Source organism: Halobacillus rhizosphaerae (assembly GCF_046719735.1).
In the GTDB taxonomy this organism is placed as follows: domain Bacteria; phylum Bacillota; class Bacilli; order Bacillales; family Halobacillaceae; genus Halobacillus_B; species Halobacillus_B rhizosphaerae.
Genome location: NZ_JAUTWQ010000028.1, coordinates 20,621 through 41,779 on the forward strand (window position 1 = coordinate 20,621; position 21,159 = coordinate 41,779).

Below are 21,159 nucleotides of genomic sequence, written 5' to 3' on the forward strand. Positions count from 1 at the left end.
CGGTTATTCGTAGCTGTAAAAACCGCGTCCTGATTTTTTACCAAGCCAGCCTGCTTTCACATATTTCCTAAGTAACGGACAGGGACGGTATTTACTGTCGCCAAATCCTTCATGCAGAACTTCCATAATATATAAACACGTATCCAGTCCAATGAAATCGGCTAACGTCAGCGGTCCCATCGGATGGTTCATGCCCAGTTTCATAACGGTATCTACGTCTTCAGGAGACGCAACGCCTTCATAGACTGTATAAATCGCTTCATTAATCATCGGCATCAGAATCCGGTTAGATACAAACCCTGGGAAGTCCTCTACTTCAACGGGAGATTTATTTAATTGCTTCGTCATATCCTCGATCGCCTGATAGGTTTCATCACTCGTCTGGATGGCCCGGATGATTTCCACCAGCTTCATGACCGGCACCGGATTCATAAAGTGCATCCCAATCACCTGAGACGGGCGATTCGTAGCGGCCGCAATTTCAGTGATCGGCAGCGACGAAGTATTAGATGCCAAGATGGCATGCTTAGGAGTGATTTTATCTAATTGCTGAAAAACCTTCGTTTTCACATCCATATTCTCGACGACGGCTTCAATAACGAGATCACAATCGGAAGCGTCTTCCAGATTCGTGGTGCCTGATAAACGGTTAAAAGCGGCCGTCTGATCTTCTGCACTCATTTTGCCTTTTTCTGCGGCTCGGGCCAGCCGCTTTTCAATACCGGATAACCCTTTATCCAGGGCATCCTGCTGTAAATCATTCAATTTCACTTGGATTCCTGATTGAGCAAACACCTGGGCGATTCCCGCACCCATTTGCCCTGCTCCAATCACCATTACTGTGTTGATCGACATATCTATCCCTCTCCTTCTACTGCTTCGCTACTTCGATTAAAACCGCATCTCCCTGGCCGCCGCCTGAACAAATCGCAGCAATACCGAGACCACCGCCGCGGCGTTTCAGTTCATAAGCAAGAGTAAGTAAAATTCGCGCACCACTCGCCCCAATTGGGTGACCAAGCGCAACCGCTCCGCCATTTACATTCACCTTCTCCGGATCAATGCCGGCAATCTTTCCGCTGGCGAGTGAAACGGCTGCAAAGGCTTCATTTACTTCAAACAGATCAATATCGTCAATCGATTTGCCCGCTTTTTTCAACAGTTTATTGATCACAAGTCCTGGAGTCTGCGGGAAATCCTGAGCTTCGACGGCTACTTCATCATGAGCAAGAATGGTTGCTAGAGTATCGGCACCTAGCTGCTTCGCCTTCTCATCAGACATTAATAGCATGGCACAGGCTCCGTCATTCACTCCTGGAGCATTTCCAGCCGTAATCGTTCCATTCGGATCGAAAACCGGACGCAATTTAGCAAGCGCTTCCACAGAAGTGTCCTTTCTCGGCGCTTCATCCGTGTCTACAACTTCTGGATCCCCTTTACGCTTTGGCACTTCGACAGAAACAATTTCTTCTGCAAGTTTGCCGTCTTCGATCGCTTTAACGGCACGCTGGTGGCTTCTATAAGACCATTCATCCTGGGCTTCGCGTGTGAGTTCGAATTGTTCTGCTGTGCGGTTTCCGTAATTGCCCATGTGAACATTCTCGAACGAACAGGTTAAGCCGTCATGAACCATCATATCCTTTACGGCAGCATCCCCCATGCGTAATCCCCAGCGTGCTTTCGGCATAAAGTAAGGAGCATTGCTCATGCTTTCCATACCGCCGGCGACGATAACCTCTTCATCTCCCAGACGAATGAACTGATCGGCCATCGTTACACTTCTCATTCCTGAGGCACATACTTTGTTGACCGTTTCTGTTTTAATATCCCATGGAATGCCGGCTGCACGCGCTGCCTGCCTTGATGGCAGCTGGCCTTGGCCGCCTTGCAGAACGCTTCCCATAATCACTTCATTCAGATCTTCCGCTTTAAAATTGGCGCGTTCCAACGTCGCTTTAATCGCAATTCCGCCAAGCTGAGCCGCCGTTAATGGCGCTAGACCGCCGCCAAATTTACCGAATGGTGTACGAGCACCGGATACTATCACTGTTTTACGCATGTTTGATTTCCTCCTCATTTGATAACGCTTTCAAAAATGACGATTGAACGCTCGCTCAATTTCGCCCCATAAAGAAAGTGTACATAAAATGCTGTACACTTTCCACAATTTTCGTACTACATTTACTTTTTTTCATCATTATTTACGCTGTTTTCTCTTGTTTCTCTGGAAACACGGACTTTGCTAAGATTTCCGCAATGTCCATCGTACTGACTTTCTCCTCGACTTCCTTCGCCTTCGTTCCATCCGACAGCATCGTCAGACAGAATGGGCAGCCGCTGGAAATCATCGTCGGGTTCACCTCAAGCGCCTGTTCGGTTCGAGCGACGTTGACACGGTTGCCAGATTTCTCTTCCATCCACATCATTCCACCACCGGCTCCGCAGCACATGCCGTTTTGGCGATTCCGTTTCATTTCCACCACTTGTACGCCAGGAATCATTTCAAGCACCTCACGCGGCGGCTGATAAACTTCGTTATAGCGGCCCAGATAACAGCTGTCATGGTACGTAATCGTTTCATTGACCTCTGCTTCCGGCTTCAATATGCCGTCTTTCAGCCACTGAGCCAGCATTTCGGTGTGGTGGTACACCTCTGCTTCTAATCCGAAATCAGGGTATTCATTTTTGAAAATGTTGTACGCATGTGGATCGATCGTAATAATCTTCTTCACATCATGCTTTTCAAATTCTTTCATATTCTTTTCTGCAAGCTCCTGGAACAAGAATTCATTCCCCATACGGCGGGCCGTGTCACCGGAGTTCTGTTCTTTATTGCCGAGAATCGCAAACTTGATCCCTGCTTTGTTCATCAATTTAGCGAAAGCAAGCGCGATTTTCTGGCTGCGGTTATCATACGATCCCATGGAGCTTACCCAGAATAAGTATTCAAATTCTTCGCCGGACTTCTTCAATTCCTTCACTGTCGGAATCTGTACGTCCTCGTCGATCTCACGCCAGTTCTCTCGTTCTTTCTTAGAAAGTCCCCAAGGGTTGCCCTGACGTTCGATATTCATCATGGCCCGCTGGCCATCGGGATCCATCTTCCCTTCCGTTAACACCAGGTAACGGCGAAGGTCGATGATTTTATCGACGTGTTCATTCATGACCGGACACTGATCTTCACAGTTTCGGCAAGTGGTACACGCCCACAGCTCTTCTTCCGTGATCACATCGCCAATTAAATCCTTGTTGTTCACTTCTTCAATGGCGGCGGCCGTTTCACTAATTCCTTGCGAGCGGGACATTTGGGCGAGCTGGTTGCCTTCTGTGCCGGAAAACGCATAGGAAGGTACCCACGGATATTCGCCCGTAACTGCAGCCCCTTTTTCCGTTAAATGGTCACGCAGCTTAATAATTAAGTCCATTGGCGACAGCATTTTGCCTGATCCTGTGGCCGGACACACGTTGGTACAGCGTCCGCATTCTACGCAGGCATAGAAATCGATCATCTGCTTCTGATTAAATTCTTCAATCTTGCCCACACCAAACGAAACATCCTCTTCTTCCGCTTCCTCATCAATCTCAAAATCAATCGTTTTCAGCTTACCAGGCGGATCGTCGCGGCTTAAGAAGACGTTCGCCGGAGCTGCGATCAAGTGCGCATGCTTGGACTGCGGCACATACACTAAGAAAGTGAGCAAGATCAGCAAGTGAATCCACCAGCATACAAAGAAAATGGTAACAGCGGCAGCGGTCGGCAGCCATGAGAAAGCGCTTGCAATTAAGCTCGCAATCGGTTCTGTCCAGCCCCCTGCTTCTCCGTGCCAGATGATGCCCATACCATTCCCTACCAGCACACTGACCATCAGTCCGCCAATAAACAATAGAACAAGTCCTGCTTTAAATCCACGCTTCAGCCGGACGAGCTTCTCCACATAACGGCGGTAAAAAGCCCAGACCACAGCAACTAAGATCATGAAAGCAACTAATTCCTGGAAAAAGGTAAAACCCGGATATAAGAAGCCAAGTGGTAAATGGCTGTCTGGGGCTAGTCCTCTCCAAATAAAATCAATGGCCCCGAACTGAACGAGCAGAAATCCATAAAACATCATCACGTGAATGGCACCGGACTTCTTATCCTTCAACAGTTTCTTCTGACCAAAAACATAGACTCCTATTTTATTTAATCGTTTCTTAATTTCCCCATCAAACTCGACTTTCCGTCCCAATTGAATGTAAGCAATACGCGTCCGCACGATTCGAACGAATAAGTACAATCCGTAAACGGTTACACCAAGGAACAAAATCCAGTTTGCTAACAGCAACGGATTCATTGCCTCTCCCCCTCTTTGTTGTAATCGCAGCTGCGATTCGTGCTATTTTGGCTCAGAAACTGGAAAATTTTCTGAATCTTATAGTTTAACTATAAATTATGAATGAGCATTCAGTCAACATATTTTCACCTTTTCCCTGTTCAAAACCAAGGTTTAGGGAAAACTAACGTAACATTTAACGGAGGTGAAAGCGTTGATCGGACTGTTTGCAGCACTCATCAGCATCTTTATCCTTATTTTACTGGTTATTTTAGATTTTAAAATGGGTAAAAAAGCCCACAAAAAGCAAGCCCGCTTTCTTACTTTCGACAAAGCCAAAGGAGATTATAAGTTATACAAGAACGGTGCGCCGCTGTTTGAGGACTTATTTCAGGATCTCACGGATGCCCGGAAGCAGATTGACGTGCTCTTTTATTTAATTGCGGATGATGAAATCAGCTTGCAGTTTATTGATATTTTAAAGAAAAAAGCCAAACAGGGATTAACAGTCCGATTGATGGTCGACCGGCTGGGCGGCTATAAAATCAAGCCCGCGATGATCCAGAAAATGCGAGAGGCCGGGGTTCAGTTTAGCTTTGCCAGCAAACTGGGATTTCCGTATTTCTTTTATAAAGTAAACCGGAGGAATCACCGGAAAATCCTCATCATTGATGGAAAAATAGGTTATGCCGGGGGCTTTAACATTGGGAAGAATTATCTTGGGGAAAATCCGAAGTTCGGCGAGTGGCGTGACTATCATTTGCGACTCATCGGTCCTGCCGTGAGCCATCTTCATACCATTCTGCTCGACGACTGGCTGGTGGAAACCGGGGAAAAAATAGAGCCGCTGCCCATCTCTGATCACCTCGGGGATAAGGAAATACGATTTGTTGCCACCGACGGAACCCGGCTGGAGCATGAATTTATAGCCATGATTCAGCAGGCGGAAACAGAAATCTATATCGGTACGCCTTACTTTATTCCCACGGAAAAAATGATGACGGAATTGATACAGGCCATCCACCGCGGGGTCCATCTGCACATTATGGTGCCGTTGAAAGCCGATCACCCGCTGGTCAAGCCTGCAGCTACCCCGTATTTACAGCGGATCTGCCAGGAAGGCGGCACCGTGTCGATGTTTGACGATGGGTTTTACCATGCCAAAGTGATGATTATTGACGAGAAACTCGCCGATATTGGCACCGCTAATTTCGACCTGCGCAGCTTATTCTTGAATAAAGAAGTGAACACGCTCGTGTACGATCCTGCATTTATTAAAGAATTAAAAGCAATGTTTCTGGAAGATACCCTTAACGCCATCGCTTTAGACGAAGAATGGCTGGCTAAACGGTCCCTCACTACGAAAATAAGCGGTAAGATTGCCATTCTGCTTCGGCCGTTACTCTAACGTTATTTAAATACCTGGGTGACCATCGGTATCATCCATGCAAACACTTTGAAGCCTAAGTAAATGCCTACAATTCCGGCAACTCCAGCGAATGCGGGCGGCGCCGGGATTGGCAATTTAAAGGCGGCAAAGACCAGCCCTACTATAAAACCTGTAATTAAAGCTAATATAATTTCTTTCATCATCACTATTCGTCTCCTCTTTTCTCTCTTTATCTTACTGCTTCTGCCTGGGTTTAGTATATGGCAGCCTGCTCTATTTTAGCAGAAGTCCACCCTCTTGAGCTTGAGATGGAACCAAGAAAAAGAACGCCCCTGCCCTAGTCAGCAAAGACGCCCTTTTGTTATTCTATGCAGCTACATTTGCTCTGGTGCAGACACGCCAATTATTGTCAGCGCGTTGACCAAAGTTGTGCGCACAGCCTTCATCAATGCAATTCTTGCGGCAGTCCGCTCAGGATGATCCGCATCGAGAACTTTTTCTGCGTTATAGAAGCTGTGAAGGTTGGAAGCTAAATCAAAAGCATATTGAGTGATCCGGTGCGGTACCCGTTTCTCAGCAGCGTCAGCCACGAGCTGCGGGAATTCACCGAGCCGCTTCAGCAGGTCTTCCTCTTTCTCAGAGGACAGCAAACTGCCGTCAAACTCAAGGTCTTTATTCAAGCCTTTTTCTTCGGCCTGCTTCAGCATCGTACAAATTCTTGCATGGGCATATTGAACATAATAGACAGGATTTTCATTAGAATTTGACCGGGCAAGATCCATGTCAAAGTCGAGATGAGAATCACTGGAGCGCATGGAGAAGAAATAACGCATAGCATCAATGCCGACTTCCTCCATCAGCTCACGCAGCGTGACCGCTTTTCCAGTCCGCTTGCTCATTTTCACTTTTTCACCGTCCTGGAACAGGTTCACCATTTGAATGATTTCCACTTCCAGCGTACCTTCCTGATAACCTAGCGCCTGGATCGCCGCTTTCATCCGTGGAATATACCCGTGGTGGTCGGCTCCCCAAATGTTAATCAGCGTGTCAAAGCCGCGGTCCAGCTTGTTCTTATGATACGCAATATCCGGCGTTAAATAAGTGTACGTGCCGTCATTCTTGATCAGAACACGGTCTTTATCGTCGCCAAATTTCGTCGTCTCAAACCAGGTCGCATCGTCTTTCTCATACACGTAATCCTTCGATTTCAGAACGTTTAAAGCACTTTGAATTTTATCGCCTTCATAAAGGGACGTTTCAGAGAACCACTCGTCAAACGGCACTCGGAATTCTTCAAGGTCCGTCTTAATTTTGTTCAGTTCATATTTCAATCCATACTCACGGAAGAACTTCAAACGGTCTTCTTCTGACGCATCCACCCACTTGTCCCCGTCTTCCTGGGCAAGCTTCTTCCCAAGCTCAATAATATCTTTGCCGTGATAGCCGTCATCCGGCATGTCCCAGTCTTTGCCAAGCGCCTGCATATAACGCGCTTCCACGGAAAAAGCTAAATTAGCCATTTGATTTCCTGCATCATTAATATAATACTCCCTGGACACTTCATACCCAGCAGCTTCGAGCACGTTACATAACGAATCGCCAACGGCAGCCCCGCGCGCGTGCCCTAAGTGCAGCGTCCCTGTAGGATTTGCGGAGACAAATTCCACTTGAATCTTATGACCCTTTCCTGTTTCCGTCCGGCCATAAGCCGCTCCATCCTCAAGAATAGCCGGAACAAGATCCGTTAAATAATGATTGTTCATATAAAAATTAATAAAACCCGGACCAGCAATTTCGATTTTATCAATCGAAGCTTTAGAGTGGTCAAATTCCTCAACAAGCTCGTCAGCAATCACCCGCGGGTTCTTCTTCGCGACACGAGCCAGCTGCATAGCCATATTCGTCGCGTAATCTCCATGAGCTTTGTCCTTCGGCTGCTCAAGAACGACTTCCGGCATCTCCTCTTCACTGGCAAGGCCTGCCGCAAGTACCGAACGGACAATTTCATCCTTCAACTTCTGCTCCGTCTTTTCTACAATGTTCATGTTTTACTTTCCTCCTTAAACGTCAGCGTCAAGCGGTGGGCTTGAGTTACTTCGTGGTTTAATGTCATTTGATAACTAATAAACAAACGTCCTTGATTCCCCTCATTAAGCGATTGGAAGTCAATCTCGTTGGTGACAGTTTTCATATGAAAATCTCCGTACGTATGGTGGTAGATGTTCTCCGTTTCGATCTGCGGCTGAAATACCTGGCGCATCGCTACGCCGCCGGTCCGTTTTATACTCACGTGACTCGGTTTTATAGTAATCATCGTGTTCACAGGATCTCCCTCGTCTGGGTGTTCTGTAAATGTGAGTACCTGGGTTTCTCCGCGCTGATAAAACTGACCCGGCTCAAAGATGTTCATTTTCTCATTCCGATCTGCTTCTCTGATCTCCGTTACGAGTTGCACCTGGACGTCTGTGGCATGGCTGCTCGTCATTTTATCGCTCCTTTATCTATCGGATGGCGTACACTTTAACTTATTTATTATAAGAACTCCTACTCAAAAACTCAAGAGGAACTCTATTCCATTACGATGTTAACTGATTTACCTGCTGATGAATATCCTGAATCTCACTCACATGGCCCGGTATACTGTAAGCCGCATACAACACCGCTATAGCTGCTATTATTGTCACATACCAGCCATAAGAAACGTAGCTTTTAAACGGACGACGGTCACGGTAGAAAATAAATAATAAAAAGGGCAGAATCAGTCCGATGACAGTCAGGTCCTGTCTCCAATGCTCACGTTCGACAGACATCGCGAGAAAATAACGCAGCACGTCCGCCTGCTTTCCTTTCATATCGATGGTGCGGGTATCTTTACTGAACACTCCCTGCTCGATCGTCAGCGTCTGATCTTCTACACTGTACGTATTGCCGGAAGGGTTCCATTCCTCTGCAAAAGTTACATAAAGCAGTCCTGCCATAATTACGGCATAGACGGCGATTAATCCTATCATTTTATTCGTCACTTGCAAGCGCTCCTTTACTTCTGTTCAAGAAGAAAAGCCACTATGAGAGCAATCACAGTGGCTTTTCGTACCATTTCTCTATTCTATCATTTATTTAACAAAGCCCAAAAGCATTTCGCGCACAAATTTACTAGCAGCGATTTGCGTCTGCTCTGTAGGGTCATAGGCTGGGGCCACTTCCACGAGATCTGAACCAATGACATTCAGATCAGAAGCCGCGATCGCATGAATGCTTGAGAGTAGTTCTTTGGAAGAAATACCGCCTGCTTCAGCTGTACCGGTTCCTGGAGCGTAAGCAGGATCGAGCACATCAATATCAATCGTCACGTACACCGGACGGCCGGCAAGTTTCGGAAGGATCTCCTGCAGCGGTTGCAGCACTTCATATTTCGCCATATACATGCCGCTTTCTTTAGCATACTGAAATTCTTCCCTCATCCCCGAGCGGATCCCAAAGGAGTAAACATTCTCCGGACCCAGCAGCCCGCACGCTTTGCGGATCGGGGTGGAATGGGAAAGAACTTCTCCTTCATATTCTTCCCGGAGATCAGCGTGAGCATCGATATGAATGACCGCCACATCCGGATATTTACGATGGATCGCTTTTAGCACCGGCCAGGTAACCAGATGCTCCCCGCCGAGGCCGAGCGGATATTTGCCTTTGGCAAGCAGCTCGTCCATGTATCCTTCGATGATGTCGAGACTGCGTGCCGCATTTCCGAAAGGCAGCATCATATCCCCCGCATCAAAATAGTTCACTTCCTCCAGGTGACGATCCAAATACGGACTGTATTCCTCAAGACCGATCGAGGCTTCGCGAATGCGATTCGGACCAAGGCGGGAACCGGGACGAAAGCTCGCCGTCCAGTCCATCGGCATACCATAAATGACAGCATCCGCCGGCTCTTCTTCCGGCCGGCTCATAATAAATACTTTACCGGAGTAACCATGATCAAATACCATTGTCCGTCCCCCTTCAGCCTTGTAATAAATCTTTCACAAATTTCGGCAGGGCAAAAGCAGCAGTCTGCAGCTCTTCTGTATAATAGCGCGTCTCCATTTCATGGAAACGTTCTGCCGGAACTTGCAATGGATCATAAATTTTACTTCCCATCGTAAACGTCCACAGACCGCTCGGATAAGTGGGAATATTCGCCGTATATACTTTCGTGATCGGGAAAGTCGCTTGAACATCTCCATAAGCTTGTTGAAGCAGATCGGATTTAAACCAAGGGTTGTCCGTCTGTGCCACAAAAATCCCGTCTTCTTTTAAAGCTTTGGCAATCCCCTCATAAAAACCTTTAGTAAACAGATTCACAGCAGGACCAACCGGTTCCGTGGAATCCACCATAATCACATCATATTCCCGCTCGCTTTTTGCAATGTGCATAAAGCCGTCGTCGACTTTCACTTCGACCCGCTCATCTTCCAAAGCACCGGCAATACTCGGCAGATACTGCTTCGAATACTCGATTACTTTGCCATCGATTTCTACAAGAGTCGCTTTTTCCACACTGGGATGCTTCAGCACCTCGCGAATCACGCCTCCGTCACCGCCGCCCACGACCAGCACCTGTTTCGGGCTCGGGTGAGTAAACAGCGGAATGTGCGCGAGCATTTCGTGATAGACAAACTCATCCTTCTCAGTCGTCATCACCATATCATCCAGAACGAGCATATTCCCCCATTCTTCCGTTTCGAGCATTTCTAAACTTTGAAAATCTGTTTGTTCTTTATGCAAAGACCGGTTCACTTTCGCTGTAATTCCAAAGTGATCGGTCTGTTTTTCTGTAAACCAAGTACCCATTTATTCGTTCTCCTTTCATTTCCTAAGCCATTTCTCCTTGCCGCTATAACCAGCAATACGTTTATTTTACTAATGATTTACCCATAATAATAGCAATCTTTATGAATTCTTAACAGGCAGGAGCATAGCAACATGATATTATTTATTCGTTTTTCATTAAAATGGGCAAAAAGAAGCGTCAAACTAGCTGTGTTTACGGCTATTTTAGCTGCGCTTGCCGTTATTGGGATTCTTGGTCTTGCCATCAGCCAGGGGCCGCCATCCCTTATGACCGAACAGAACACCCTTTATTATAGTAAGGACGGATCAGTGATTGGAGAGGACCACGGAGCCGAAGAACGGTACTGGATTAAGAAAGATGAGATGCCTCAGTCCATTATTGACGCTACGGTCTCTATTGAAGACCATCGCTTCTATGATCACTTCGGCTTCGATTTCCGTCGGATTGCTTCTGCCGGTCTGAAAGATATTAAAACGATGAGCATGGCGGAAGGAGCAAGCACCATCACCCAGCAATACGCGAAGAACCTCTACCTTTCCCAGGAAAAAACGTGGAAACGTAAGCTATCCGAAGCACTCTTTGCGGTTCGTCTGGAACTCTTTTATTCCAAAGATGAAATTCTGGAAGGCTACTTAAATACGATCTATTACGGTCATGGTGCATACGGAATCGAGGCCGCAAGCCGGTCCTATTTTGACAAGCATGCCAAGAACTTGACGTTAGCCGAGGCGACCATGCTTGCCGGTATTCCTAAAGGACCAAGCTACTATTCACCGCTAGTAAACGAAGAAAATGCGACCTCACGCCAAGCTAAGGTGCTGTCAGAAATGGAGAAAAACGGGTACATTACGGCCTCTGAAGAACAGCAGGCTCAGGCGGTCACCCTCGCCTATTCAGATAAGGAAGCGGAAGTGGCCCACAGCGAAGTGGCCCCTTATTTCCAAGACCAGGTTGTCCAGGAAGCCGCTAACCTTCTTCATATCTCCCGGGAAGAGCTGCGAACCGGCGGCTACCATATCCACACCTCTCTGATTAAAGAACATCAGCAGGATTTGGACAAAGCGATACGCGAAGATATTAACCCGAATGACGACGTCCAGACAGCGGCCGTCGTTATGGATAGCAATACCGGAGCGGTCACGGCTCTTGCCGGCGGACGCGATTACGCGGCAAGCTCCTATAACCGGGCGACGCAGGCGAAGCGAATGGTCGGATCGACAATTAAGCCATTCTTATATTATGCGGCCTTAGGTAAAGGCTACTCGCCGGTCACAATGAAGGAAAGCAAGCCCACAACTTTCGAACTGAAAAACGGCAAGATGTATGCGCCGGCCAATTATAACGACTATTATGCAGACAAGCCGATTACCATGGCCCAGGCGCTTGCTTTGTCAGACAATATCTACGCCGTGAAAACGAATATGGAAATCGGTCCAAAGAACCTGGTTAAAACTCTGCACACCTTTGGCATCAACGGCAAGCTGCCAGCTGTTCCCTCACTCGCACTCGGAACAGCCTCCATATCGCTTTACGATATGGTCAATGGCTACGGCCGGCTGATCTCGGGCACCGAATCGATTCATGCCCATACGGTAGACAAAATTACCGACCGTCACGGAAACGTGTTGTATGAATACAAGCCAACATACAAAGAAGACGACAAAATCGATCCCGATAACGCCTTCGAGGTCACTCATATGATGACAGGCATGTTTGACACCGCCTTAAATGGATACATGAGCGTCACCGGATCTACAATTGCCGACCGCCTGACCCGCATGTACGGTGGAAAATCCGGCACAACCGATTATGACAGCTGGATGATCGGCTTCAGCCCGCAGTATGTCACAGGCGTCTGGACCGGCTATGATGACGGCAGTAAGAAACTGACGAAAACCGCCGATCACCAGATTCCGAAAGAAGTGTGGGCCGACACGATGGAAGACATCCATAAGTCACTCCCAAACGCCGCCTTCACTCCAACGCCTGGTGTGAAAGGAGTCTATATTGATCCAGACACCGGCAAACTGTCCGGTCCCAACTGCCCGAAAGAGCGGCTCGTTTACCTGAAGAAAAAAGACATCCCGAAAGAAACGTGCGGCGGCGATGACAGTAAGCTGAAGGATGAAGTAGAAAAAGAATTTAAAGATAATCGCTGGTTTAAAAGTATGGTGGATTGGTTCTTTTAGAGTGGAAGGGCGTCATATCGGGTGGCGATATGGCGCTGAATATGACGGGCAGGTTTTCTGGCGCCTTGGTGTAATTGCGCGTGCTGTTGGAGGCTGGGCACCTGGGGGGTGCGATGGGCTGCAGCTTGTGATTTTGGGCGATAGGCTTCAGCTTGTGTGCGATAGCCCGGGTTGCTCGAGGCGATATGACGCTTCCCCGCCATTGCCCGGGTTGCTCGAGGCGATATTGTGCTTCCGTGCGATAGACTGACGATGGCAGATGTTAGCGTGCGAAAAAGCGGGGTGCAGAGGGCGATAGAACTGATTTTTCGTACGATAGAATGGCAAATATGCGATAGATTCTCACTTTCTGCCGATAGAACCGCGATTAGGGACAATAGATTTAATTTTTTCGGCGATAGATCCTTTTTTAGAGAAGATAGAAGCTTGTTAACGACCGATAGAGTACATCGCTGCCCAATTCCAGGGGTGTCCTGCCCTCCAATCAGGCTCCCTTTCTCCTTGCTATAATAAAACAGAGAAAACGACCGGCATAAACCGGTCGTTTTCTCCGTCCTAGTACACATGTAGCTTCCATGTGATACTTAATATAGTACCTTTCTTGTACCACCGTCAAGATTCATATTCAAAAAATTCCAAAATCACTTGTGAACTTTTTGTGAACACATTAGATAATATCAATATCCGCTATATCCTCAAGCCGCAATATGACCTCTTCTTTCGTTTCCCAGTTGGTGCCGAAAATTTTGCGGTCGAGTTTGCTGATGTATTCCATCTTCACCTTCACTACTTCATATTCAAAGCCGTTATAGACCTTGAGCCGCACAGTTAAATCATCATGCAAGGCCCGCTGCAGCATAAAGTCAATTTCCACTGCCTTCTGTTCATCCAATATCCCTTGCTCTACCCGCTCGTCTTCTTTCCAAAGCTTTTTAATCATTTCCACATGTTCAGGCAGCATTAAAGACGTCCACTTAATCGATCCGCGATCACGATGTTTGCTATCCACTTGTTATCCACTCCTTAACGGGAACGTTTGTTCTTATTCTATCATAAATGTTCTCCGAGTAAACTGGAATTTTTTAGTTTGAGCAATAATCGTCTGCATGGAATCCTCACTTCTGAGTGTTTTTGAAAAAAGGAGTAAGCGTATCAGCGTACGTTAGATTTAATTTGTGCATGGCTCTTGTGCAGGCAATGTACAACAAACTTTTATCTAAATCAGTATGGTAGCTGGCCGCGTCAACAAAAGGAACGATAACTTGATCAAACTCCAGTCCTTTAGACATAGGAGCCGATGTGATGATAATGCCTTCATGGAACTCCTCACTATCGAAACTCAGCAAAACTATATCTTGGCTTACGCGATTTACAGCCTGGTACATTTCACTTGCCTGAGTTTGTGTCTTACAGATGATCCCTAATGAATTGTGATCCGATTGCAAGAAATCAATCATTAATTTTCTTATTTCTTCAAATTCGCTCGTCCTGCTCTTACAATTTAAAATTTGGGGTTCCTCGCCATGCCGTTCAATTGGAATCAGTTTATTATTATCATTTAATTGTTGAGCAAAGTTTGTAATTTCAATTGTTGAACGGTAGCTTTTTAATAACTCAACTGTTTCTGCGGTTGGAAACACCTTTTTCATCTCAGCTATAGACGTCGAGGAATACGGATTTACCGACTGATTGCGATCACCCAAAATGGTTTTCTTAGACCTAAATAGCTTAGACAAAACAACGTATTGCATCGGAGTATAATCCTGCATTTCATCTACTAATAGATGCTTTACATAATCATAGGACTCCAGTCCATTAAAATAGGATTTTAAATACATTAGGGGAAAGACATCTGCGTACTCCATTATTTTTCCGGATTTATATTTGAAGAGGTGTGGTTTTCCAATATAGTGATAAAAATCTTTGTACAATGAAAGTAGATCTTGATACTTAAACATTGATTTTATAGCAGATTTTATTTTTCTAGAGGTAGCAGGGGATACTTTCCTCCCCTTACGATCTCTGTTTCCAGCAATCGAAGCAACCTTTTCTAATCTTTGTTGAATAGGCATCCTTTCATATGTGTGATAAGTCCTTACTAAGTCCTCCTTTGAAATAAATACAGAATCGATTGTTACATCTTCTGGTGAAAAGTATTCAGCATCCATATAATTGATAAAACCATCCAGCTCATGTAAAAAGTCTATGGATGCCTTATACTTTATACGATCTATAAAATCCTGATCCCCAGCATCCATCAAATCCGTTATTTGTTGATGAAACGACTGTATTTTTCCCATGCCGGAGAGCTGTTTATGAGCTAATTCCTCTATATGAACTTCCCTAATATTTTCTTCGCCCAGTTCAGGTAAAACATTGGAAATATAATTAGAAAAAACCTTATTCGGGGAAATGATTAAAATATTCTTCGAGGTTAACGTATCTTTGAATCGATACAACAAAAAGGCTATTCTGTGCAAAGCGACAGAGGTTTTCCCCGATCCTGCCACACCCTGGATGATGACCTCTTTAGAAGTTTCATTCCTGATCACAGCGTTTTGTTCTTTTTGAATCGAGGTGACAATATTTTTCATCTTCTCATCTGAAGTACCGCTAAGTTCTTTTAATAAAATGTCATCATTAATATTTAACGAGCTTTCAACCATATATTCCATAACACCTGCTTTAATACTATACTGCCTTTTTAAATGAACCTCTCCCTCTACTTTGCCTACTGGCGTGGAATAATCCGCCTTACCCATTCCGAAATCATAGAACACACTGGATACAGGAGCTCGCCAATCATAGATCAAATGATTTAAGTTATTCTCTTCCACAAAAGAATGTATTCCAATATAGATATTCTCTATTTCTGTTTGACCCTTTTCAACAAAGTCGACTCTTCCGAAATAAGGAGAATTCAATAACTTTTGAACCTTGCTGCGCTGAGCCATTTCCTTTTCACCAAAGTCGATCTTTAACGAAACATGTTCTCGATTAAATGCTTGTTCTGCTTGATCAAGCTTATTTTCCCATATAAATTTTTTAGCCTCTAATACGTCACTGTGAGAAGAAGAAATCCTATCCTCAAGGTCGAACAGTTTTTTACGAAGTTTACTCAAAACCACCCCAAGATACTGTCTTTCCTCTTCTTCCGTTTTGTTAAAGACCATACCGAATCCCCCTAAATTAAATGGTATAATTTATTTTAGAGAAAAAATTAAAAAAATATAGACTTATACTTGAGTGGGTAGTATTATATATTATAATTAACCCCCCCTTAAAAATATCTTAGTCAAAACAAGAAACCATTTAAGTCATAAATAAAAGGCTAACCAGAGTTCTGGTTAGCCTTTTTTGGTGTATATTATAGGGCTCTGACTTTCTCTTTTCGCATGGTAATCGATCTAAGACCTTAACCCGCTACTTTCTTTATTGAATGCCGAGAGAATCTTTTAATTCCTGATTTGTGTTTTCCCATAGTTCAGGTTTAAAGTCACGTAAATATTCACCTAGGATTTTTTTGGATTTATCATCCATGTGGTCAACTACGAATCGTCCTTTCAGTGATTTATCCATATGATTCACATGTTCAGGCATAGATTTATAGCCGCGGCGGATTTCCCGGTCTACGCGAATTTCACTGCCTGCCACACCATGGAAGCAAGGCTTTCCTTCTGTAAAGTCCACGGTTACCCAGACGATCCAGAACAATTTTCCGTTAGGCACTTCGGATTTTTCCGGGATGAATTTCACTCGTTTTTCAGCAGCACTGCGGGCATGCAGCGCTCCCATGTCTACGTACGCTTTTTCTTCTGTAGGATCGACAATGACCGGGGTCATGTTCTCCAGACTGATGGAGCCGACTCCGTAGCCTCCGTGTCCATCAGTGGAGTCATCTTTAATAATCGTAAATTGATTTTTCTTCTTATCTTTATCTTCTTTATTATCATTATTTTTAAATTGATCAAATTCTTTCATGATAAATGTCCTCCTTTGACCTTACTAGTGAATTTATTTTAACATAATCGGCTGCTTGATTTCACAGCTCAGCTTTCTGTTATATAAAAACTCTTGCTCTGCCAGAGTTAGAAGAATGAAGCAGATTTTCAAATCCCCCCTCCCGTTAACGAGGAGCTACATCATCAGGCTTTGAAAAAGATTAATGGTAATAATTAAAGTAGATAAAGAACCAGCAGACAGTAATGTTAGCATTTTCATCCGGTTTAATTTTGAAGGTTTTACAACCTCTCTAGAGACCGTAACCCATATAGCCATGGATATCATAACCAAGAGAAATAAAACTTCGTCAGACATATTTCACACCTCCATATCCAATCTTCATCACTGATGTACGATTAGAAATATCACAATTTTATTTAATAAAATTAACAGCTCAGTTAGTTAAAAAGCTAAACACGGCTTTGCTTATGAACTAAGGACTCTATTAAAAAAATGCCTCAGATACAGGAAGACTTGAAATCAAGATAGCTCTAGGAAATCATGCTCATTATCTGGGAGATATTAAACCATCTACTTACTCGTCAAATTATAATTAACCACAAAAGGAGTGAAGAGCATCCCTAATATAAATATTAATAAACCTATCAATATTGTAAAAAAATTACTTTCGAAAGGGGTTAAAAACAATCCGAATACAAGGAAAGGTACAACACTTAAAAGCGTTACTTTAAATCTCGAAAGAAAGTCAATTTTATGAGCACAACTACAATTTCTACATTTACAAAAACCATGAAGGAAATTTGCCTTTAAAATTTCACCCCACCTAAACTCGGTATGACAACAATCACAACTAGTCATAGAAAACACCAACTTTTAAAAAAATTTAAACCTAACCATTAATTTCCTTGGTCACATTCATATCAGATAAAACAATCGCCCCAAAATCAATACAACTTGAGATATCAAGATAATTGGAAAAATCCATATCGTTTCTTACGTAAGCTCTTAACTTTCTCTTCTACTAGAAATTACTTCTAAAATAATCTAATCCTAATACGAGTGAGTTGTGGTAAAGTTTCAAAATCTGGATATTATCCCGAATCCGAATCTCAATTAAACTCCCCCATACTTGAATACTTGATATCAAAATAACTTTTCAAAATAAAAATTATCTCGAAAGAAGGATTTCTAAGAAAAATGGCGAATATTGTTTAAGAACGATCTATGTAATTAAAAGGGGAGGTCGTGCTATGCCTATCGTAACTGTTCAAATGCTGGAAGGACGCACAGATAAACAAAAACAAGCGTTGATAGAAGAAGTGACCAGTGCCGTTACAAAAACAACGGGTGCAAAGGAAACGGCGGTTACTGTCGTGATTGAAGAAATGTCTAAAAGTAATTACGGAGTTGCTGGAAAAAGACTAATCGATTGAGCCGTACGGATATTCCACGCCCATCGGCTTGAAACTACATAGGCAGCAAAAACCCTGAGCATCCAGTGCTCAGGGTTTTTTGCCGCTTACGACTGAACGAAACCTAATTCATTTCCATCAGGATCACGAATCGTAAACTTGCGGCTGCCGTATGCCGTCTCCCCCAATTCCTCCACGACGTCTACTTGATCTTTAAGCTCTGACCACAAATCATCCACGTATTCTATGTAGAAATTAAATCGGCCGGGAGAAGGATAATCCGGATGCTCCATCAACGCAAAGATCGCTCCCTCTTCTTTCTGAAAATGGACGTAGTTCGGCTTGTCCGGCGGCCACACCGTATCCACTTTAAAGCCTAAATATGTTTCATACCAATCTATTGCTTTCTGCAGGTCCTTCACGTTCACTCTAACATGGTCAAGGCTTGTCTTCATTGAGATCCTCCTTACTTAATCAAACGTTTGTTTAAGGCACCATACTCCTCTGAAAGCAGCGAAAACACCACCGTATCGTGAAAATCTTTCCCATCAAAATCCGTCTGTCTCAGCCGGCCCTCTTCCGTAAATCCAAACTTTTTCAGCAGCTTTTTAGACGCTTCATTTCCAGCAAAGATATCCCCCACCAGCCGGTTTAATTCTAATTGTTCAAATGCGAATGGTAGAATTTCAGACAATACTTCACTCATCACCCCTTTTTGCTGATAGTCAGGATGAACGACCGCCGCCATTTCCCCTTTTCGATGCCAGAAATTGAGTTTGTGCAGGCGGAAGAAACCAAGTACCGCCTCTTCTTTCACTATGACCCAGGGGATTTCCTTTTCGTTATAAAATTGGTTGATCCGATTTTCCACATATTCATTCATTTCCTCTGAGGAGGATAGCGGCTTAGAAGTGATATATTTCATAGTTTCAAGGTCGCTCATAAAAGGAAACAATTCTTTCGCATCGTAGATATTTAAACCTCGCAATTGATAGTTTTCAGTCTGTAACACAGGAATTTGATCCCATTTCAATATTCTCTACCCCTTTTTATTGGAAGATTTGATTTCTCTTTATTGACAAAAGTAAATCCACTTTGTTTCACCGGTTGCTCTGTTTTATTGGCGTGGTGCTTTCTGCGGGCACGCAGCCGGTTCCGCCAGCTTCTGCGATCTACAAAGCGGACGCCTACTCGTTTCTGCTGGACATCTTTGATCCCCTCAACGATCAGCTGCATGGAAATAATTAAAATAACAAAGCCAAGCAGTACCGGGATAATCATCCATAACTGGCCGGTCATTAAAGAGGTTCTAGCCGAGCTGATTAATCCTGACCATTCATAGCTGTAGCTGCGCACAGGATCAGAGAAAAACGGATCAAACGTTTTAATGGTCCCACCGAAAAATAGCCCGAACACGCCTAAGTGAATAAAAACAAGCAACGTTTGAATAAACTGCTGGCCGAACACAATCCCAAGGCGTGAACCTAAATGGGGCAGTAAATGACGCCAGAGCATATGCCGGTTATTCCCCCCGAGCACCCTGGCCCCGAGAATAAATTCCTGCTGCATCAACAGCCGGATTTCATTTCCAATGAGCGTCGTGAGCAGCGGCAGAGCGAGGATGGTTAAGACTAATACTTCGAGGATGATCCGGTCGCCGAGTTCATATTGAAAGCCGTCGGGACTTTTCACTAGTATCGGATAAAGAATAACGAGCGCCATGACACTAAGGGGCAGATAATGAAGACTGTCCACCACCTTGTTTACTCGCTCCTGCCATTTATCTTTAAGCAGAAATGCATAAGGAATTGATAAAGCCAGTCCCCCCGCCACTCGTAAAAAAGCAATCAGCACAGCGAACAGAATCGTATATTTCGCCCCGGCCACCAGCTGATCCCAAATACTGAATCCTAATGGGTCGGTTCCCATGAACACATACTTTGGACTATGAGGCGGCGCACTAATCAGCCGATGATTCTCTCCATAAATGTATTCATATTTTTTCACGAGAACCTCAGCGTTCAGCGAATGGTACACACTGAAGGCTAGCATGCCAACTATTACGAGAAAGCCGATTGTGAATTTTGCGTTTTTAAAGTGAGCGATGGTTTCCTTAAAGCCTCGCCACATCAAGTCCCAAATCGGCCATTGGCGCCATCTCGACCAGAACCGTGCCGATTTAAATCGAACCGTTACCGTTTTCGATTCATTGCGCGTAATCAGCAGATCAATCCCCTGATAAATGAGAAAGAACGGCGTAAAGACCATCCACAGAATCACAGCAGTGACTAGCGGACGGAAATCTTCCATAATCATCGTGGTAATGCCGTGCATGTTAAAGACATACTCGACGACCAGCAAACTGGAAAGTGTGCTCCAGACAATGATTTTCGAATGGTAAAATAAGCTCCTTACCGTATTGCGGAACACGTGCACCAGCACGATGGAGCGGTGTTTAACCCCTTTACTTTGAGCAAATTGCACATAATGCTTAGTCATCTCTTCTTCCAGGAACAGTACCATGACTTTATAAAAGGAGATCAAAGGCAGTACGGCCAAGGTTACAATGGGAGCCAGATAAATTTGGTCGCCGCCCATCGTGGCAAATTGAGCAACAAGCACGCCGGTTTTTTTATAAATTGCTACAATGGCCAGCTGAATGATAAAGGCAATGAGCAAATCAGGAATTGTCTCCAGCAGATTAAGCAGGCGTTTGACCCCAGAGCGGATATAAGATGGCAGAAAGATCGTCCCAGCTCCGAGCAGAATTGCTAGTAGAAACCCCAGGGCAAGAGCGGCCAGCACTACCTGCATCGAATACACATATGGATCCCATAAATACGGAAGGATCGGAACCTCCCTGCTGTTCTCCACGTACACCCATTTTTCCGGACTGAGAAGACTGCCGATTAACGTTACTACTTCTCTCCCATAAGAAATTAAACTAAGCAGTCCGTTATTAGTAAAAAAGACAGGCAATGCGCTTACGAATACTATGCCGGCAAGTCCAAGTAAATAATATTGGATAAGACGAAGAATACGCCCCACGAAGTTACCTTCT

General features: G+C 44.6%; 20 protein-coding genes. 3 read left to right on the plus strand and 17 right to left on the minus strand.

Translation table 11 applies throughout. From position 1 onward, the window contains the following. Positions 1-3: 3 nt before the first annotated feature. The 3 genes from Q7A53_RS19915 to Q7A53_RS19925 form a co-directional block, all read right to left on the minus strand. Complete coding sequence (locus Q7A53_RS19915) at positions 4-855, minus strand: 3-hydroxybutyryl-CoA dehydrogenase (RefSeq protein ID WP_411790963.1); 852 nt, start codon at positions 853-855, stop codon at positions 4-6. Between the two features lie 16 nt (positions 856-871). Further along, positions 872-2,059 carry an acetyl-CoA C-acetyltransferase gene (locus Q7A53_RS19920; protein WP_411790964.1) on the minus strand — a complete coding sequence of 396 codons (1,188 nt, stop codon included), beginning with the start codon at positions 2,057-2,059 and terminating at the stop codon, positions 872-874. Positions 2,060-2,201: 142 nt separating this feature from the next. Then, a complete protein-coding gene (locus tag Q7A53_RS19925; RefSeq protein ID WP_411790965.1) occupies positions 2,202-4,334 on the minus strand; it encodes a (Fe-S)-binding protein in 2,133 nt (710 codons plus the stop codon). Between the two features lie 193 nt (positions 4,335-4,527). On the opposite strand from Q7A53_RS19925, the gene cls reads away from it, so the two are divergent. Beyond that, complete coding sequence (cls, locus tag Q7A53_RS19930; RefSeq protein WP_411790966.1) at positions 4,528-5,721, plus strand: cardiolipin synthase; 1,194 nt, start codon at positions 4,528-4,530, stop codon at positions 5,719-5,721. Between the two features lie 2 nt (positions 5,722-5,723). Here the strand turns inward: cls and Q7A53_RS19935 are convergent, their stop codons facing one another. The 6 genes from Q7A53_RS19935 to speE all read right to left on the minus strand — a co-directional run bounded on the left by Q7A53_RS19935 (position 5,724) and on the right by speE (position 10,533). Beyond that, positions 5,724-5,903, minus strand: a complete 180-nt coding sequence (locus tag Q7A53_RS19935) for a XapX domain-containing protein (protein ID WP_411790996.1) — start codon at positions 5,901-5,903, stop codon at positions 5,724-5,726. Positions 5,904-6,077: 174 nt separating this feature from the next. Then, positions 6,078-7,748, minus strand: coding sequence for an arginine--tRNA ligase (gene argS, locus Q7A53_RS19940; RefSeq protein WP_411790967.1), 1,671 nt, complete (start codon positions 7,746-7,748; stop codon positions 6,078-6,080). Further along, positions 7,745-8,188 (minus strand): YwiB family protein, encoded by a 444-nt coding sequence (locus Q7A53_RS19945; RefSeq protein ID WP_411790968.1) that lies wholly within the window; start codon positions 8,186-8,188, stop codon positions 7,745-7,747. Before Q7A53_RS19945 ends, argS begins: the two co-directional genes overlap by 4 nt. A gap of 91 nt (positions 8,189-8,279) precedes the next feature. Beyond that, positions 8,280-8,726: a hypothetical protein gene (locus Q7A53_RS19950; protein WP_411790969.1), complete on the minus strand. Its 447-nt coding sequence runs from the start codon at positions 8,724-8,726 to the stop codon at positions 8,280-8,282. Positions 8,727-8,816: 90 nt separating this feature from the next. Next, the gene (gene speB, locus Q7A53_RS19955; RefSeq protein WP_411790970.1) at positions 8,817-9,689 is read right to left on the minus strand and encodes an agmatinase; all 873 of its coding nucleotides are present in this window, start codon (positions 9,687-9,689) and stop codon (positions 8,817-8,819) included. A gap of 13 nt (positions 9,690-9,702) precedes the next feature. Continuing rightward, positions 9,703-10,533, minus strand: coding sequence for a polyamine aminopropyltransferase (gene speE, locus Q7A53_RS19960; RefSeq protein WP_411790971.1), 831 nt, complete (start codon positions 10,531-10,533; stop codon positions 9,703-9,705). Positions 10,534-10,665: 132 nt separating this feature from the next. Between speE and Q7A53_RS19965 the strand changes: the two genes are divergently transcribed. Further along, entirely contained in the window at positions 10,666-12,723 is a 2,058-nt protein-coding gene (locus tag Q7A53_RS19965) for a transglycosylase domain-containing protein (protein ID WP_411790972.1), read from the plus strand. 667 nt (positions 12,724-13,390) lie between these two features. Here the strand turns inward: Q7A53_RS19965 and Q7A53_RS19970 are convergent. From Q7A53_RS19970 to Q7A53_RS19990, 5 genes are all read right to left on the minus strand, one after another. Continuing rightward, positions 13,391-13,732 (minus strand): YolD-like family protein, encoded by a 342-nt coding sequence (locus Q7A53_RS19970; RefSeq protein ID WP_411790973.1) that lies wholly within the window; start codon positions 13,730-13,732, stop codon positions 13,391-13,393. A 106-nt stretch (positions 13,733-13,838) separates the two neighbouring features. Beyond that, complete coding sequence (locus tag Q7A53_RS19975; RefSeq protein ID WP_411790974.1) at positions 13,839-15,896, minus strand: HelD family protein; 2,058 nt, start codon at positions 15,894-15,896, stop codon at positions 13,839-13,841. Positions 15,897-16,155: 259 nt separating this feature from the next. Beyond that, a complete protein-coding gene (locus Q7A53_RS19980) occupies positions 16,156-16,704 on the minus strand; it encodes a YwhD family protein (protein WP_411790975.1) in 549 nt (182 codons plus the stop codon). A 156-nt stretch (positions 16,705-16,860) separates the two neighbouring features. Further along, a complete protein-coding gene (locus tag Q7A53_RS19985; RefSeq protein ID WP_411790976.1) occupies positions 16,861-17,040 on the minus strand; it encodes a hypothetical protein in 180 nt (59 codons plus the stop codon). Positions 17,041-17,256: 216 nt separating this feature from the next. After that, on the minus strand, positions 17,257-17,544 hold the full coding sequence (locus tag Q7A53_RS19990) for a TIGR04104 family putative zinc finger protein (protein ID WP_411790977.1): 288 nt from the start codon (positions 17,542-17,544) through the stop codon (positions 17,257-17,259). 326 nt (positions 17,545-17,870) lie between these two features. Here Q7A53_RS19990 and Q7A53_RS19995 point away from each other — a divergent pair, with 326 nt between their 5' ends. Then, positions 17,871-18,119 (plus strand): 2-hydroxymuconate tautomerase, encoded by a 249-nt coding sequence (locus Q7A53_RS19995; RefSeq protein WP_411790997.1) that lies wholly within the window; start codon positions 17,871-17,873, stop codon positions 18,117-18,119. Between the two features lie 86 nt (positions 18,120-18,205). Here the strand turns inward: Q7A53_RS19995 and Q7A53_RS20000 are convergent, their stop codons facing one another. The 3 genes from Q7A53_RS20000 to Q7A53_RS20010 are packed head-to-tail and all read right to left on the minus strand — an operon-like array spanning position 18,206 to position 21,146. Further along, a complete protein-coding gene (locus Q7A53_RS20000; RefSeq protein WP_411790978.1) occupies positions 18,206-18,553 on the minus strand; it encodes a VOC family protein in 348 nt (115 codons plus the stop codon). An 11-nt stretch (positions 18,554-18,564) separates the two neighbouring features. After that, complete coding sequence (locus Q7A53_RS20005) at positions 18,565-19,131, minus strand: GNAT family N-acetyltransferase (RefSeq protein ID WP_411790979.1); 567 nt, start codon at positions 19,129-19,131, stop codon at positions 18,565-18,567. Continuing rightward, positions 19,128-21,146, minus strand: coding sequence for an ABC transporter permease subunit (locus Q7A53_RS20010; RefSeq protein ID WP_411790980.1), 2,019 nt, complete (start codon positions 21,144-21,146; stop codon positions 19,128-19,130). The genes Q7A53_RS20005 and Q7A53_RS20010 overlap by 4 nt, the downstream gene beginning before the upstream one ends. Positions 21,147-21,159 lie beyond the last annotated feature (13 nt).